Raw genomic sequence first — 16,185 nt, forward strand, 5'->3', positions numbered from 1 at the left:
CCATATTATCAATACACTTAACTCGTAGAAGAAGGAACCGATATGAATAAGATAATTTACCTCTAACATCACGATCTTAAAAATTTTTTCTTAATAAAAAAACACTCTACTCAATCGCTGTAAAGTATTTATACAAAAAATAATATTTGGTCAAAATTTATCTACAATAATTGTCTTTGTCAAATTCAGATACCAAAAGAAACGAAGAAATAAAGCACAATGAAAAATCAATAATCATTAAAGTTACATAGTGATTATCAATCAACTAAAAAAATAATTTAAAAAAAATCATATCTATTACGCATAACGTTTATATTGAGATGGATTTTGTTTATTGCTCGCATCTTCAGATACATTATTTAGAACTCGCGTACTTGGCAATATCGCTATTACTTCTACTCCTTCTTGTAATTTTGACTTAATGCGAAATTGACCGCCATGGTTAGCCATAATAGACTGCACTATAGGGAGACCAAGTCCAACTCCTTGCTCAGCACTTTTAATTGCTATAGATCCCTGCCCAAAGGAAGATAATACAGTCGGCATTTCTCCTTCAGAAATTCCAGGGCCATTATCTTTTATCGAAATATATTGCCCTCCTCCAGCAGTCCAACCAACTTTTACACGCACTTTCCCGCCAATAGAGGTAAACTTCACAGCATTAGAAAGAAGATTAAGAATCACTTGTCGCATACCTTTTTCATCAGCCCATACGGAAGAAAGAGTCGGATCAATTTGTTGGAATATTTCTATATATTTTTCTTGAGCTCTCAATTGCAACATAATCATACACTCATGCATAATATCAATAAGAGAGATAGCAGATTCGCTCAGCTCATATCGTCCCGCCTCAATTCGAGAGAGATCTAATATTTCATTGATAAGATTTAAAAGATGCTGACCTGAACGATGGATATCACCAATATATTCTTTATAAGTTTCATTGTTCAAAGGACCCATTGTCTCTAATCCTATCACTTCCGAAAATCCTAAAATAGCATTAAGCGGAGTTCTCAGTTCATGCGACATTGAAGCAAGGAAACGAGATTTAGCGAGATTCGCTTCTTCTGCACGTTGCCTTGTCTTATCTGAAAGGGATTTTGCCACCTCTAATTCGGCAATAAGATCATCTTTCTCCGATTGGAAAGAAAGGATTTTGACATTCGATTTAAACAAATGATACGTAATATAGGTGAAAAAAGACAACGCCGTCGCAAGCATTCCAGCAAGACTAACATCCAAAACATGCATACTAATAATCGCTTGTGTACTAAGCGCTACTAAAACCGGAAAAAATGATAGGAAAACAGCATATGGAAGCATAAAATTGGACAATGCACTAATTGACAAAGCGATGAGAAGAGTCGCACTTTTATAAATTGTCAAATATTCTGGTGTCCATGTTCCTGGTTCAACTAATGTCAAAAGCGTCCAACACAATCCAATAGCAATCTGACCTATAAGAAGCCATACACGCCATATATATACTCTCTCCGTCTTAATATCGCTATTTATAACCTTTTGCCCCAATGAAAGATTGGCAGCATATACTGCCAATGTTATGAGAGACCATATAGGAAGCATAGGGTTCTGAGTAAACCAAGTCCCTATATTAGCTACGAGCAATATGAAAAGTGGTAGAATTGGAGAAACACGAAATAATGACTCGACATGTAAATTTATAATTTCTCTATCAAAGCCAGTTTTAGGAGGACGATCGATACTCATGTTATCTCCAATAGAAGATATAAGGCGACAAGTAGTCTTTTGCTGGAATTTATTTGATATACGCACTATATTCTATTGCTCTTGGACATAAACTATTGCAGGGTATTTATGTTACATAAAAATTATTGGAATAGCCCAACTATATATATAGATGTTTTAAAATAGAATTAATGTAAGAACTTATCATTCCAATCAAACTATTGAAGCTTTTGTATTTTTCAACGAACACTCGATAATCTTTTTATGAAAGAACTGGAAATTGCGTAGGATTTTCTATCTCGCCACATTTCAAAACTACTGATTCGCATAAAACATCTTGATTATTTCTATTTTATTCTACCTATCGCAAGAAAAATTAAAATTCATTTAGGAACACGTGAATCCTATACAATTATTTTAACCATTGATAGACGATGACTTCCCGAGTATAGTTCTACAATGTTTTTGAGTGAAACCTCTTTAAATCATAATGGGATATTCTTTTCTCAAAGATATATTTCCCATAACAAGATCAAGAAAACAAATAATGGAGACTTTCATGAGTGAAAAAGAAAATAACCATTCCAATACAAATGAAGATTCTGTAGAGGAAAAAATTAACAATAATCCCCTTGAAGAAGCACAGGCTAAAGCTGAAGAATTTAGAGAAAAATATCTACGCGTTCTCGCAGATATGGAAAATATACGCCGTCGAACTGATAGAGAAATACAAGATGCTCAATCTTATTCAATAGCAGCATTCGCTCGCGATATGTTATCCGTATCTGATAATCTTTCTCGCGCACTCAATTCTGTTCCCATAGATAAAACGCAAAATAGTGACAGTGAAATCAAATCCCTTATTGATGGCATCGAAATGACCAGACGTGAGATGATGTCAACGTTAGAAAAATACGGCGTTAAAAAAATTGACGCTAAAAATCAAAAGTTTAATCCCAATATTCATCAAGCCATGTTCGAAGAATCAAATGAAACGATTCCTTCTAATACTGTAATAAAAGTAGTGCAAGATGGATATGCCATAGGCGAACGCATCCTTCGCCCCGCTTTAGTTGGTATTTCTAAAGGAAAAAATAAGAATCCAGTAGAACAAATCCCTTCTCAAGAAAACGAAAATAAAGAAAAATCTTCTACTATAAACAAAGAAGAAAACAACGAGACACAAACAAAAGGCTAATTCTTATAAATATTTTTTATCTTTATATTGCTTCTAACGGTGTCCATTTCTTCCCTCATAATGAGGAAAGGAATGGACATTAAGATGAAATTTTAAAAAATACTCCACAATAACAGAAAAATTGTTTCCTGAATTTTTGTAAGAATCTATTCACAATCCTCTTTCCGTAAACCCTCTATATGTGGCTGTATGCCCGTAGTCATATAGTGTATAGTTTCTGCAATATTAGTAACATGATCTCCAATACGTTCAATATTTTTAGAACAGAAAAGAAGATGCGTACATAGTATAATATTACGTGGATCTTCCATCATGTATGTTAATAATTTTCGAAACAAGGAAGTATGCATAGCATCTAATTCACCGTCACGACTACAAATCAATTGCGTTTTTTCTATTGATCTATTGCCATAAACCTCTAGGATCTCAGAGATCTGTTCTAATGACAAATCCGCTAAAGGCTCAATAGCCAAAACTAACTTTCTAGGAACCCCAAACATCTGCAAAGCCAAGACGCGTTTTGCAGTATTCTTAGCCAAGTCTCCAATGCGTTCTAAATCAGCAGCAATTCTAATTGAACCTACAATTTCACGCAAATCAGATGCCATAGGCTGGCGTTTAGCTATTGTTATAATAGCTTTATCCCCTATATCCCTCTTTAGCTGATCTAAAACAATGTCATTATCAATGACTTTATGCGCAAGAACAGCATCTCCTTCTATAAAAGCTCGAACCGAAGAATCCACCATCCTCCTAGAAATAACTCCCATTTCAACAATACGATGAGAAAGGAAATCTAATTCTTCATCATACGCCGAAAGTATATGACACGACATAACTCTACTCCAATTTCAAAAAGATACTAAATAATTTATTCCCGCTTTAACCTTCAACCAAAGCGCCCCATGATATAATCCTGAGTTCGCTGATCAGTCGGAGCTGTGAACATCTTGTCAGTATTATCTTCTTCTACTAAATGTCCCATATGAAACATAGCGGCACGTTGCGATACGCGAGCAGCTTGTTGCATGGAATGCGTCACAATAACAATAGTTATACTTTCACGCAATTCATGAATTAATTCCTCTATAGAGGCTGTGGCAATCGGATCAAGAGCAGAACAAGGCTCATCCATTAAAATAACCTCAGGATTAACCGCTAGAGCACGCGCAATACAAACACGCTGCTGTTGTCCTCCAGAAAGAAGAAGTGCATTGTGAAAAAGTCTATCCTTAACCTCATTAAACAAACCAGCTTTTTTCAAACTCATTTCTACAATTTGATCTATATCTGATTTATTATTGCCCAATCCATGTATACGTGGCCCATACGCGACATTATCATATATAGACTTTGGAAATGGATTAGCTCTCTGAAAGACCATTCCAACTTGAGCACGCAATCTTACCGAATCAATAGATGATGCATAAATATTCTCTCCATCTAGCATAATCTCACCCGTGAAAAAACAATTATCAATCGTTTCATTCATCCGATTCAAACAGCGCAAAAAAGTTGATTTTCCACACCCTGAAGGGCCTATTAATGCCATAACTGAATTCTTAGGAATTTTTAGGTCTATATCAAATAAGGCACGTTTTTCACCGTAGTATACAGAAACCTTTTTACTTATCATTTTATAAATCTGACTCATTACAATATATCAAAGATCTCCACTACCAATGTTTTCTAAATCTATTTCTCAACCATAACATAACTGTATTAATAACTGCCAGAAAAACCAAAAGGAGTAATATAGAACCAAATGTTTTTTCAACAAACAATCTTTCTGCATCAGACGTCCATAAATAAACTTGCACTGGAAAGGCTGTGGCGATATCTGTGATTCCCTCCGGATAATCTGTTACAAAAGCAACCATTCCCACAAATAAAAGCGGCGCCGTTTCGCCTAATGCACGCGCTAAACTAACAGTAGATCCTGTCAAAATAGCAGGTACAGCTAGTGGCAAAACATGATGAAAAACAGTCTGAACTTTTGAGGCTCCTAAACCCAACGCAGCAGAGCGAATAGAAGATGGAACTGTCCTCAAAGCCACACCTGCAGCAATAATAATACTAGGCAATGTCATAATAGCTAAAATTAAACCACCTACAAGTGATGTTGAGCGCGGCATCTGGAAAAAATTAACAAGCATTGCTGAGCCAAGAATCCCATATACAACAGAAGGGACAGAAGCCAAATTGTTGATATTAGCCTGGATAAAACTAGAAAAAAAATTTTTTGGAGCAAATTCTTCCAAGTATATAGCAGAGGCAATACCTACAGGGAAAGACAATGCTATCACGATCAATATCATATACAAAGAACCGACGATCGCCACGCCAATCCCCGCTGATTCTGGTCGACTAGAAGCACCATTTACAAAAAAACCATAATTAAAATGAAAGGATATAGATCCATCTGCAACTAATTGTCTAAACCACTTCAATTGATCATCAGATATCTTACGAACAGTCGCAGGTAGGGAAAAATCTATATACCCTTTCAAAGCAGAATCAATATTAGCACTTGCTAATAATGGCATCTCCACTGTCTTCCCTATTAAAGATGGATCCGCAAGTAAAGTATTGCGAAGCCGGTAACGAACCGTACTGGAAATCATTTCAGATACTTGCGCCAGCATTGAATGCTCTGAATCAGAAATACCTAGTTTTCGTGCTAAAGCCATTTGAACCAATAGGTTGTAATTAGCCTTTTGCAATATAGAAGGATCCTTAAAACGATTTTTATTTGGATCAATAATTGTTTCCGAAAATTCTATTGGCAAAGAAATATGCGTTTGCCATAACGTACCAATGCCCTTTGAAACAATTGAATATAAAAAGATAATTAAAAAAGCCAAAACAATCAAAACAGCTATTACGCAAGAAAAACGGAATAAAAATTCAGAAATATAACGAGATTTTAATTTCTTTTTATTAACAGAAAACGATTTCATTCGTACTTTCTCTGATATTTTTTCATGATATACATGGCACAGATATTAAGAAAAAATGTGATACAAAACAAAGTCAACCCCAATGCAAAAGCTACTAGCATCTGTGGGGAAGAAAAATCAAGATCACCCGTTAATTGGTTCATGATTTTAACAGTTATAGTTGTCATAGATTCAAAAGGACTAAATTGAAGACGAGCAGCAACACCTGCCGCTAATACTACAATCATCGTTTCCCCAATAGTACGTGATGCAGTCATCAAAATAGCACCAACAATGCCAGGAAATGCAGCTGGGAAAACAACATATTTCATAGTTTCTGAACGAGTAGCTCCCAATCCAAGAGAACCATCTCTTAAAGCACGAGGAACTGCTGAAATAACATCTTCCGATAAAGAGGAAACGTATGGGATAAGCATAATGCCCATTACCAAACCAGCCGTGAGAACACTCTGGGCTTCAATAAAACTTTTATAATGACCTGTAATTAAACCATTCATATATACTGAAATATCTCGCAAAAACGGACCTATCAAAGATAAAGCAAAAAAACCATAAACAATTGTTGGAATCCCCACCAATATCTCAGTAATAGGCTTAATAATAGAACGCAACCTTTTAGAGGCATATTCTGCCATATACATAGCAATTAATAAACCAATCGGCACAGAAAACAGCATCGCTACCAACCCAATGTAAAATGTTCCTACTAACAAAGGGATAATACCAAATTGACCCACAACGTTACTAGAGCCAGGCGGTGGAAAGCGAGGGTCCCAAACAGTACCAAAGAAAAAGTCTTTGGGCGAAATGATGTAAAAAAACTTAAGCGAACTAGAAAAAAGGGAAATTATTATACCAAGTGAGATGATAATAGAAAGAAGAGAACATACCTTCAATAAAAAAACCAAATACTGCTCAACTTTACTCCGCGCACAAAGATGCGGTTTAATACGAAAAAAAGCATAAGAAAACCCCAAAACAGCCAACAATAACATGCATAAGTTCATTATGATACGACTTTTAAAGGAGAGGCTTAGCCGATAAAATGCCGCCTTAATAATCCAAGGACTAGGGGAACGTGCTAAAATTATACCCTGCGATCTCAACAAATCTAAAATATTCCCTTCACCCCTTTGTATTTTTTCTCTCATATCAAGATCAAGTGAAGGCAAAGACTCTGCGATTTTCTGCACCATATTGTAAGAAAAATCTCTATCACCCTCTACTAAACTGTTTATTTGAGGAGAAAAAGTTTCACGAACTTGGAGATCAATAAAATATGAGGAAAATAAAAACCAAATTAAAAAAACAAACGCACATGGAATAACCGCATAAAACGCCACATAAATGCCATAATAACTTTCTTTAGAATAAAGACGTGCTTTATCCCTATTGGATAAAAATCTCGCACGCATACAGCCGAAAAAGTAAGAAACAAGACCTAAAAAGATCATATACAAACCAAATAACAAGGGAAGTCATCCTTTTTTTGGAGGAAAATCACTCAGATCACCACTAAATAAGTTTTTTAAAACAATTTTTATAATCATTTTTCTCAATTGCAATAGAATCCTGCACAATCTTTCGATCTTTGTTAGGAATAGGAATTAAACCATATTGAATAAGTTGAGAACCTGAATCCATCATTTCATCTGAAAGGCTAAAGGAAACGTATTCCCTTAGCCCTAAAACATTTATAAAATGACTCTTTTTTACATAAAATAAAAGCGGACGAGAAATTGGATATACTCCTGACAAAATTGTATCCACAGATGGAATAACTCCATCAATTGAAACAAGATTTAGAATATCAGCATTATTTTTATAGAAGGATAACCCTAAGAAACCAAAAATATCCTTATTCACCTCTATACGTGCCAAAGTTTCCGTATAATCCCCATCCACTTCAATAGCAACACCATCTTTTCGAACGAATGTACACGCCATATCCACCTGAGAAGCATTATGTTTGAAAATATCACGCATTTTCGAAAAATTTCCAGACCTCACACATCCTTCTCGTAAGACTTTTTGTTCGATAATCTCTCGAGTCCCATGTTTTTCACTAGGGACATAGATGGAAATACGAATTTTAGGCAAATCAGACCTTATATCTGACCATTTTTTAAAAGGATTCGACACAAGAAGACCATTGACAATTAACTTAGAAGCTAATGCCTTGTAAAGATCTTCAATAGTTAAAGAAACATTCACCATGTTTTTATCACTTACTAGCACTATACCGTCATATCCAATCGTCACTTCTTGAATTTCGGACACACCTTTCTTCTTACATTCATCTAATTCAGATTGAGTAATCTTGCGAGAAGAATTGACAATATCAATAGTATCCTCACCGATACCTTTGCAAAATTCCTTCAAGCCAGCACTAGAACCGCCTGATTCTACAAAAGGCGTTTTGAATTCAGGGAAATATTCACTAAAATTTTCAGCAATAATCTTTGAATAAGGGAAAAATGTTGAAGATCCGGCTATTCTAATACGATTACGCGCAAAAATTTCCGTACCACAATATGTTGTCCAAAAAACAAAACACGTAATGACTACAAAGAAAAATCTCATAGCAATCCCTACAGATCAAAGCCCTACGCTACTACGCACCACTATAAAAACTTACCGATGACATATCTATCACTTAGCTCTTGACGATAATGCTTCACGTACAACACCACCCTTAAACCCACCATACTTCAGTTTATATACGCATCTTAATTTACGAATTTATCCTTACATTAATGGCAAAAAATAAAATTAACCCATGCTACGATTCCTCTATATACCAGCAAGATTGCTGGGGAAAAGGCTTATACATATGTTGATACAACATACTTTGTTATCCTCAAAAAACATATTTTTTAATAATAAAAAATATTATATCAAATCTTTGCAAAACTTGAAGTTTATAAAAAAAAGAACAATGTTTTATATACTCTATTGTAAGGATAGAGTCCTCAATAGCAACGGTATATTAAACATCATTATTCTTTATAAGATAAATCCTACTATTACTAATCATTAATTTTTAAAAAATAGCCTAAAAATAACTCATAAATCATAGATTTTTCTATAATTTTAGAATAACATATCTAGACAATTGATGAAATTATTGATTTATCCCTTGTGCTTATAAGTAAATAATTAGGCCACTTTAGCTCAGTTGGGTAGAGCGCATCATTCGTAATGATGAGGTCACGTGTTCGATTCGCGTAAGTGGCACCAATCAAAAAAATCCAAGCCAAAAAATCCTATTCACGCTCTTCTTCACAAGATATAGAATGTTTATTGATAATGTTTATTTGAGCTATACTAAATATCAACAGAATAGGAAAGGTGCCTACCGTTTTAAAAAACACCCATGTTTCTGTGGAAAAATTACGCCATACAATTTCATTTAAGAATGATAAAAATAAAGAAAAAAACGCCCATCGAAGGGTTAACTTGCGCCAACCAATCGAGTCTAAAGACATAACTTGAGAAAGCAAAAGCTTGACAAAACTTTTTTTAAATAAATAGCCAATAAACAGGGTAATAGAAAAAATAAAATAAAATAATGTTGGCTTCATTTTTATAAACGCTTCATCACGAAACCAAACAGTCAGCCCCCCTAGCACCAATACAAATACCCCAGAAACGATTGGCATGATCCTAATTTCATGAAATAAAACCCAAAAAACTCCTAATGATATGCCTGTCAACACCATCAATAACACAGTTGAGAAAAAAATAACTCCCCCGAACTGCGACAATACAGGATAACGAAGAATCAATTGGTTTCCATAAAGGTTACACAACCAAAAAATAATCCCAGGAGCAAACTCTAATAAAAAGCGAATGAGTTTATGTTGTGACTGCGATGCGCTCATATCTTTTTCTCATTATAATCAAAATACCCAGTAATAGCCGTAGAAAAATCTTTTGCCACAAAAGGCTCAAGATCATTTATCCCCTCTCCAGTCCCTAGAAAATAAACAGGAATTTTATGTTTTATAGCGATAGAAACAAGAATTCCTCCCCGCGCTGTACCATCTAGCTTTGTCATAATAAGCCCTGTCGTCCCTGCAACAGACTGAAACAGTTCTACTTGACGCAAAGCATTTTGCCCGACCGTAGCATCCAAAACCTGTAATACACTATGCGGAGCATCAGGATCCAAACGTTTTAACACACGTATCATCTTACCAATTCCTGCCATCAATGCCGAATTATTATGAAGACGACCCGCTGTATCAATGATAAGGACATCTACATTCTTCGCTTGCGCCTGTCTAAAAGCTTCATATGCAAGCGCTGCAGCATCAGATCCAATTTCAGATCCCACGAAATCAGAAGAAGTACGATCTGCCCAAATCTTCAGCTGATCAACAGCTGCAGAACGAAAAGTATCCCCCGCTGCAAGCATTATTTTTAAGCCAGAATCTGACATTTTTTTTGACAACTTTCCAATAGCGGTTGTCTTCCCCGCACCATTTACTCCAACAACTAGGATAACATGCGGTCTATGAGAAAAGTCTAAATCGAAAGATTTGGATATTGGCATTAATATCTTATAAATTTTCTCGGATACATCCTGCAATACACACTGAATGGAAACATCTTTATTATAACGTTTTGCAACCAAATCTCCTACTATTTCCTGCGCAGCTTCTAACCCTATATCGGCACGAATTAAAAGGTCTTCTAATTCATCTCGAACACTATCATCAAGTCTTTTGCTTGATATAACAGCTGCAATCCCTTCTTTTAATTTCAAAGAAGTAGATGCAAATCCTTTAGCTTTTTTTTGTATCCAAGAAAAAGATTTTGACACTACTTGTTTATTACCCAATTCCTCCTCCGAGCAAGATTATCCACCATCTCTATCCTAAAAATAAACAACAAAACTATTATTAAACAGAAATATTTCATATCAAAAGCACAATCCCGCATCTAACACAACAAATGACCCTTGTGAAAGATAAGGGACAAAGCAGAAATCTAAAAAATAATTGTTTTCATATTGCCAATATAGTTATAATTCTTCTATCGTTATACTTTCGTCCATTTTCCCGTTTTAATATCAAGATTTCCATCCCATTGCTTATCCGCTCCTCCGCTCATAAAAACATGGTTATTATGATGCCATTCAATCAAAAGTTCGCCCCCAAGCATATTAACTGATACTATACGATCTGTATTTCCAGAACGCGCTGACGCAACCACAGAAGCACAAGCAGCCGAGCCGCAAGCGGCCGTCAATCCTGCACCACGCTCCCAAGTGCGCAAATCAAGAGATGAAATAGAAGTAACCCGCGCTATTGAAAGATTAACCCCCTCTGGAAACATAAAATTATTTTCCAAAAGCTTTCCAAAACCACTTAAATCATAACGATATATGTCATCTTCAACAAAAAAAATCGCATGCGGGTTTCCCATAGAAACAATAGAGGGAGAACGCAAAAAACTATTATTGATGGGACCTATGTAGAATTGAGCGCTATCAGTATCATCAAATGGTTTTGCCAAAGGAATATGTTGCCAATCCAAGATCGGTTCACCCATATCAACAGAGATAGAGCCGTCATCATTTTCCTTGGCCTGAAGAATTCCCCGTATAGTCTCAAAAATAAAAGTTTTTTTCTTTGTCTTCGAAGAAAGAAACCTTACAACACAACGCATTCCATTTCCACAAGATTGCGCCTCGGATCCATCGCGGTTTATGATGCGAATAAAAGCATCTGCAAGCTTATTCTGGGAGTTATGAATAGCCATAATTTGGTCAAAGGGAAAGTTGTCATTCGTGGACAAAAAATTGATTGCTTCCAACGTTATATTATCGCTACGATCCCGCATATCAACGACAAGGATTTTATTACCTATGCCCTCCATCTTTGCAAAGCCTACCATAGATTCCTGCATTTTATCCTCTTGGTCATATTTAAACTATACTGTTACAAACGTGAATATGAGCATTAAAGAACATACATTCAGAACTTGACTCAAAAAATTTTCAATGGTTTAGTTCCTCCTTAACGATATCGAATTATGTACGAATTATGCGCATAAAATCAATTTAAAACAACCGAATGTTTCATTCTCAATAAAATCTATGGTCTTAAATTGTTGTTTTGGATGTTAAATTTATCAAGTTATCATGATTCGATCTAGGTAAATTATACTCAGAAGGTAAAAAAATAGTGTTTGAAAATTTACAAGAGCGCCTTGGATCTGTTTTTCAAAAAATTACCGGAAGGGGCAATTTATCAGAAACAGATATCTCCAAAACTCTGCGAGAAATACGCCGTACTTTTTTAGAAGCAGATGTATCGCTTGAAGTGGTTCAGGCTTTAAATGAGCGAATCCAGGAGAAAGCCAAAGGGGCAAAGATTCTCAAAAGCATTCAACCTGGACAAATGGTCGTTAAAATTGTCCATGACGAATTGATTGAGGTACTAGGAACAGAAAACGTAGGATTGGACCTTAACGCTCCATCCCCTCTAGTGATCATGCTAGTTGGTCTTCAAGGCTCTGGGAAAACAACCACAACAGCCAAAATTGCCTATCATCTAAAAACCTTAAAAAAGAAAAAAATGTTGATGGCGTCCCTTGATATACATCGCCCAGCAGCACAGGAACAATTACGATATCTTGGAGAAAAAATCCAAGTTGATACCCTAGAGGTTGTCCCCAAACAATTGCCCGCAGAAATAGCTACACGTGCCATACAGAATGCACGTGATCGTGGCTATGATGTTGTAATCTTAGATACGGCAGGACGTAACCATATCAACGAATCTCTTATGCAAGAAATAAGCGAAGTTAAATCTCTAACCAATCCTCACGAGATTTTACTTGTAGCAGATGCTTTAACGGGACAAGACGCCGTTCATCTCGCTCGCAATTTTGACGAAAAAATCGGGCTTACAGGTATCATTCTCACCCGCATGGATGGTGATGGTCGTGGCGGAGCAGCCTTGTCAATGCGTTTCGTCACGGGGAAACCCATTAAAGCTATCGGCACAGGAGAAAAAATAGATGATTTAGAAAACTTTTTCCCTGATAGAGTTGTTAATAGAATCCTTGGCATGGGAGATATCGTATCTTTAGTTGAAAAAGCCGCCCGAAACCTAGATGAAGAAAAAGCAACAGCAACAGCCAAAAAAATTGCCAAAGGAAAGTTTGACCTCGAAGACTTAGAAGAACAATTTCGTCAAACACAAAAAATAGGGGGAATTAGTTCCCTTTTAAGCATGTTGCCTGGAATGGGTTCTTTTAAACCAAATATTATGCCCTCAAACTTTAATGATAAAACTATTAATCATCATATTGCCATCATCTCTTCCATGACTAAGGAAGAGCGCGCCAATCCAAGTATTATAAAACATTCTCGCAAAAAGCGTATAGCAGCAGGATCGGGTACTGATGCTGTAAGGATAAATAAGCTCTTAAAATTATATCGCCAAATAGCAGATATGATGAATTCTACTAAAGGCCATGGTGGAGATACATCAACTCAACAAATGATGCAAACACTTAAAAATAAGATAGGATTTGGTAAAAATGGAGGATTTCCAGGAATCTAAGCTATTGACCATCAAACCCGTTTTCCAGATTCGAGAAATTACTCCTGATAGATAATAAAACGATATGTATATAATACTTATCAAAAAATATCCGAAGGAATTTAACAAAGGAAATGAAACATAGATCTCATCAAACATTTGCGAAGAAAGGACTACTTTTAACAAAAAAAAAGAAATTTATTGTTTTCATGAAAATATATAAGATATAAGTTTATATCTTATATATATAGTTATAGCCTATCCTTCCCATATAGAGCGCTCTATAATGTATTGTTATCTTTATAATTTCGAGATAATTGTAAATTTAGGGAAGCGATGTATAAAATTAAGGTAATCAAGCCTATCATCAACTTAAGATTCATTTTTATAAGGAGAATTATTAATGACATTGAAAATTCGTCTTGCCTGTGGAGGATCTAAAAAGCGCCATCATTATCGTATTGTGGTTGCCAATTCTCGTAGCCCGCGTGATGGAAGATTCATCGAAAAAATAGGAACTTGGAATCCTACTCTGCCCAAAGAAAGTCCTATGAGATTTACGATGGATTTTGAACGTATCCAACATTGGATCAGCAAGGGGGCGCAACCAACGGATCGTATTCTTTTCTTCATGGATAAAGCTGGGTTAATCAAGCGTCCATCGCGCAATAATCCTAAGAAAGCCATGCCTAAGGATAAAGCACTTAAACGTCTTGAGTCCAAAAATAATTAAGAGGGAAACGCTGCAAAAGTATGCACAGTATTCTAACGTTGTAATGCAGACAAATGCTTAAATTTTTAAAATATTTAAGCCTACGATTTAACTTGATACACGTTTGAGGTATGTATCATGGTCAAATCTGAAAAGCTTGTTCTTATCGCTACCATTGGTACAACCCATGGGTTGAAGGGAGAGGTATATGTCAATTCGTATGCAAGTAATCCCATGGATCTAAGCCGTTATATTTTGTATTCAGATGATGCTAAAGAATTCAAGATACTTGATATATATCAAAATAACAAAAGATTAATCGCTACATTTGATGGAATTTATGACATCCATTCCGCAGAGAAACTCCGTCATTTGAAATTATATGCCAGACGTCAAGATTTCAAAGATGAAGAACTTGAAGAAGACGAATTCTTTAATGCTGACTTAGAAGAGTTAGAAACATTTGACCTTCAGGGGAAATACTGGGGAAAAATATGTGGGATTTATGATTTTGGAGCAGGAGCTGTGCTAGAATTTAAAGATTCTAAGGAGAAAAAATTTTTGATACCCTTTACCAAGTCCACGGTATTAAGTGTCAATCTAAAGGAAAACAAGATATTGATTGATTCTGTTTCTGCAGGATTAGATTGTATGACAAAAAAAGATAAAAATCATGAATGCCAATCTAGTTCTCCTGGGGATATACCATGACTTTTCACGCTACTGTCCTTACACTATATCCAGAAATATTCCCTGGACATCTAGGAAAGTCCATGGCAGGGAAAGCGCTTGCATGCAATGTATGGTCAATCGATACTGTACAAATACGTCATTTTGCCACAGATCGAAATAATAGTGTAGATGATACTCCTGCAGGTGGTGGAGCAGGTATGATACTTAAAGCAGATGTCTTGGGTAAAGCAATTGATCATGCTATATCTAAGTATACACAAAAAGACATCCCTCGGATACTCATGAGTCCTCGCGGTCAACCTTTAAAACAAGAGCGAGTGCGCCAAATTTCAAATAAATCTGGCGCTATTATCATATGTGGGCATTTTGAAGGTGTTGATGAACGTATTGTTAAGGCACGCGATCTTGAAGAAATTTCCGTGGGAGATTATATCCTATCAGGCGGAGAACCAGCTGCTCTTGTCTTGCTTGATGCTATAGTACGCCTTCTCCCAGGAGTTTTAGGAAACAAACAATCCACAATACACGAAAGCTTTGAAAATGGGTTGTTGGAATTCCCTCAATATACTAAACCACAAATATGGGAAGGATTGAGAATACCTTCTGTGCTTAATTCTGGTAATCATGAAAAAATAAGGCAGTGGCGTGAAGAACAATCCTTGGCATTAACAAAAAAACACAGGCCCGATCTTCTTTCAAAAAAGGTGTGTCCAATGCGCAATAATTAGACCTATTTTTTTCTATCATCGTCATTATAACTAAATTCATGACGTTGAGAACTAAATCGTTATCCAAATACAGATACCGCTCTTCATATGAGAAAATATATTTGTAGATATCAAATATCTTAACTAAATTAATCTTTATAATAAATACAGTTCATAATAATGGAGGAAATTGATGAATATAATTGATGAACTAGACCATGAAGAAATGGCCAGAATTGAATCCATGAGGATGTTGCCGGAATTCTCTCCTGGGGACACAATAGCGGTCAAAACAATTATTACAGAAGGCGAAAAAAGCCGAATTCAATCTTATGAAGGAATATGCATAGCACGTTCAGGGCGTGGAATTAATAAGAACTTTACTGTTAGAAAAATTAGTTATGGTGAGGGTATCAATCGTTTATTCCCTCTTTATTCGCCGATGATACAAGATATTACGGTAATACGGCGCGGAAAAGTTCGTCGTTCTAAGTTATATTATTTACAAGATCTTCGTGGAAAAGCAGCACGTATTACAGAAAATACTGGAAAACGCGCAAAAGCTCTCAATGAAAAAGCGCGTAAATCTATGGCTCCCAAAAGATAAATATCTAATTATATTCTAGATTATCTCTATGGAGTATTTTTT

The 16,185-nt window shown here is 35.7% G+C and carries 15 protein-coding genes and 1 tRNA gene; 7 read left to right on the plus strand and 9 right to left on the minus strand.

The window, feature by feature from the left end; translation table 11 throughout:
• Nucleotides 1-297: 297 nt before the first annotated feature.
• Nucleotides 298-1,728: a sensor histidine kinase gene (locus CKC_RS00560; protein ID WP_080551002.1), complete on the minus strand. Its 1,431-nt coding sequence runs from the start codon at nt 1,726-1,728 to the stop codon at nt 298-300.
• 538 nt (nt 1,729-2,266) lie between these two features.
• On the opposite strand from CKC_RS00560, the gene grpE reads away from it, so the two are divergent.
• The gene (gene grpE, locus CKC_RS00565; protein WP_013461524.1) at nt 2,267-2,905 is read left to right on the plus strand and encodes a nucleotide exchange factor GrpE; all 639 of its coding nucleotides are present in this window, start codon (nt 2,267-2,269) and stop codon (nt 2,903-2,905) included.
• 146 nt (nt 2,906-3,051) lie between these two features.
• Here the strand turns inward: grpE and phoU are convergent, their stop codons facing one another.
• From phoU to CKC_RS00590, 5 genes are read right to left on the minus strand one after another with little or no spacing between them, the layout of a single operon-like run.
• Nucleotides 3,052-3,741: a phosphate signaling complex protein PhoU gene (phoU, locus tag CKC_RS00570; RefSeq protein ID WP_013461525.1), complete on the minus strand. Its 690-nt coding sequence runs from the start codon at nt 3,739-3,741 to the stop codon at nt 3,052-3,054.
• 53 nt (nt 3,742-3,794) lie between these two features.
• Nucleotides 3,795-4,559: a phosphate ABC transporter ATP-binding protein PstB gene (gene pstB / locus CKC_RS00575; protein ID WP_013461526.1), complete on the minus strand. Its 765-nt coding sequence runs from the start codon at nt 4,557-4,559 to the stop codon at nt 3,795-3,797.
• 22 nt (nt 4,560-4,581) lie between these two features.
• Nucleotides 4,582-5,865, minus strand: a complete 1,284-nt coding sequence (gene pstA, locus CKC_RS00580) for a phosphate ABC transporter permease PstA (protein WP_013461527.1) — start codon at nt 5,863-5,865, stop codon at nt 4,582-4,584.
• Nucleotides 5,862-7,337, minus strand: coding sequence for a phosphate ABC transporter permease subunit PstC (pstC, locus tag CKC_RS00585; protein ID WP_013461528.1), 1,476 nt, complete (start codon nt 7,335-7,337; stop codon nt 5,862-5,864). The genes pstA and pstC overlap by 4 nt, the downstream gene beginning before the upstream one ends.
• A gap of 43 nt (nt 7,338-7,380) precedes the next feature.
• The gene (locus CKC_RS00590; protein WP_013461529.1) at nt 7,381-8,448 is read right to left on the minus strand and encodes a PstS family phosphate ABC transporter substrate-binding protein; all 1,068 of its coding nucleotides are present in this window, start codon (nt 8,446-8,448) and stop codon (nt 7,381-7,383) included.
• A 580-nt stretch (nt 8,449-9,028) separates the two neighbouring features.
• On the opposite strand from CKC_RS00590, the gene CKC_RS00595 reads away from it, so the two are divergent.
• A tRNA-Thr gene (locus CKC_RS00595) sits at nt 9,029-9,105 on the plus strand.
• 26 nt (nt 9,106-9,131) lie between these two features.
• On the opposite strand, the gene CKC_RS00600 is transcribed toward CKC_RS00595, so the two are convergent.
• The 3 genes from CKC_RS00600 to dapF all read right to left on the minus strand — a co-directional run bounded on the left by CKC_RS00600 (nt 9,132) and on the right by dapF (nt 11,781).
• The gene (locus tag CKC_RS00600; protein ID WP_013461530.1) at nt 9,132-9,749 is read right to left on the minus strand and encodes a septation protein A; all 618 of its coding nucleotides are present in this window, start codon (nt 9,747-9,749) and stop codon (nt 9,132-9,134) included.
• Complete coding sequence (ftsY, locus tag CKC_RS00605) at nt 9,746-10,711, minus strand: signal recognition particle-docking protein FtsY (protein WP_143827756.1); 966 nt, start codon at nt 10,709-10,711, stop codon at nt 9,746-9,748. The genes CKC_RS00600 and ftsY overlap by 4 nt, the downstream gene beginning before the upstream one ends.
• 200 nt (nt 10,712-10,911) lie before the next feature.
• Nucleotides 10,912-11,781 (minus strand): diaminopimelate epimerase, encoded by an 870-nt coding sequence (dapF, locus tag CKC_RS00610; protein WP_013461532.1) that lies wholly within the window; start codon nt 11,779-11,781, stop codon nt 10,912-10,914.
• Nucleotides 11,782-12,059: 278 nt separating this feature from the next.
• Here dapF and ffh point away from each other — a divergent pair, with 278 nt between their 5' ends.
• The 5 genes from ffh to rplS all read left to right on the plus strand — a co-directional run bounded on the left by ffh (nt 12,060) and on the right by rplS (nt 16,143).
• Nucleotides 12,060-13,445: a signal recognition particle protein gene (gene ffh / locus CKC_RS00615; protein ID WP_013461533.1), complete on the plus strand. Its 1,386-nt coding sequence runs from the start codon at nt 12,060-12,062 to the stop codon at nt 13,443-13,445.
• Between the two features lie 382 nt (nt 13,446-13,827).
• Nucleotides 13,828-14,157, plus strand: coding sequence for a 30S ribosomal protein S16 (rpsP, locus tag CKC_RS00620; protein WP_013461534.1), 330 nt, complete (start codon nt 13,828-13,830; stop codon nt 14,155-14,157).
• A 117-nt stretch (nt 14,158-14,274) separates the two neighbouring features.
• Nucleotides 14,275-14,847, plus strand: a complete 573-nt coding sequence (rimM, locus tag CKC_RS00625) for a ribosome maturation factor RimM (protein WP_013461535.1) — start codon at nt 14,275-14,277, stop codon at nt 14,845-14,847.
• Nucleotides 14,844-15,557 (plus strand): tRNA (guanosine(37)-N1)-methyltransferase TrmD, encoded by a 714-nt coding sequence (trmD, locus tag CKC_RS00630; RefSeq protein WP_013461536.1) that lies wholly within the window; start codon nt 14,844-14,846, stop codon nt 15,555-15,557. Before rimM ends, trmD begins: the two co-directional genes overlap by 4 nt.
• Nucleotides 15,558-15,729: 172 nt before the next feature.
• Nucleotides 15,730-16,143: a 50S ribosomal protein L19 gene (rplS, locus tag CKC_RS00635; RefSeq protein ID WP_013461537.1), complete on the plus strand. Its 414-nt coding sequence runs from the start codon at nt 15,730-15,732 to the stop codon at nt 16,141-16,143.
• Nucleotides 16,144-16,185 lie beyond the last annotated feature (42 nt).

The sequence above is a fragment of the Candidatus Liberibacter solanacearum CLso-ZC1 genome, from assembly GCF_000183665.1.
In the GTDB taxonomy this organism is placed as follows: Bacteria; Pseudomonadota; Alphaproteobacteria; order Rhizobiales; family Rhizobiaceae; genus Liberibacter; species Liberibacter solanacearum.

Bases quoted from the DNA above. Each gene is read 5' to 3' on its own strand.
- CKC_RS00560 (WP_080551002.1), bottom strand. From the start codon at position 1,728: ATGAGTATCGATCGTCCTCCTAAAACTGGCTTTGATAGAGAAATTATA.
- grpE (WP_013461524.1), top strand. From the start codon at position 2,267: ATGAGTGAAAAAGAAAATAACCATTCCAATACAAATGAAGATTCTGTA.
- phoU (WP_013461525.1), bottom strand. From the start codon at position 3,741: ATGTCGTGTCATATACTTTCGGCGTATGATGAAGAATTAGATTTCCTT.
- pstB (WP_013461526.1), bottom strand. From the start codon at position 4,559: ATGAGTCAGATTTATAAAATGATAAGTAAAAAGGTTTCTGTATACTAC.
- pstA (WP_013461527.1), bottom strand. From the start codon at position 5,865: ATGAAATCGTTTTCTGTTAATAAAAAGAAATTAAAATCTCGTTATATT.
- CKC_RS00590 (WP_013461529.1), bottom strand. From the start codon at position 8,448: ATGAGATTTTTCTTTGTAGTCATTACGTGTTTTGTTTTTTGGACAACA.
- CKC_RS00600 (WP_013461530.1), bottom strand. From the start codon at position 9,749: ATGAGCGCATCGCAGTCACAACATAAACTCATTCGCTTTTTATTAGAG.
- dapF (WP_013461532.1), bottom strand. From the start codon at position 11,781: ATGCAGGAATCTATGGTAGGCTTTGCAAAGATGGAGGGCATAGGTAAT.
- rpsP (WP_013461534.1), top strand. From the start codon at position 13,828: ATGACATTGAAAATTCGTCTTGCCTGTGGAGGATCTAAAAAGCGCCAT.
- rimM (WP_013461535.1), top strand. From the start codon at position 14,275: ATGGTCAAATCTGAAAAGCTTGTTCTTATCGCTACCATTGGTACAACC.
- trmD (WP_013461536.1), top strand. From the start codon at position 14,844: ATGACTTTTCACGCTACTGTCCTTACACTATATCCAGAAATATTCCCT.
- rplS (WP_013461537.1), top strand. From the start codon at position 15,730: ATGAATATAATTGATGAACTAGACCATGAAGAAATGGCCAGAATTGAA.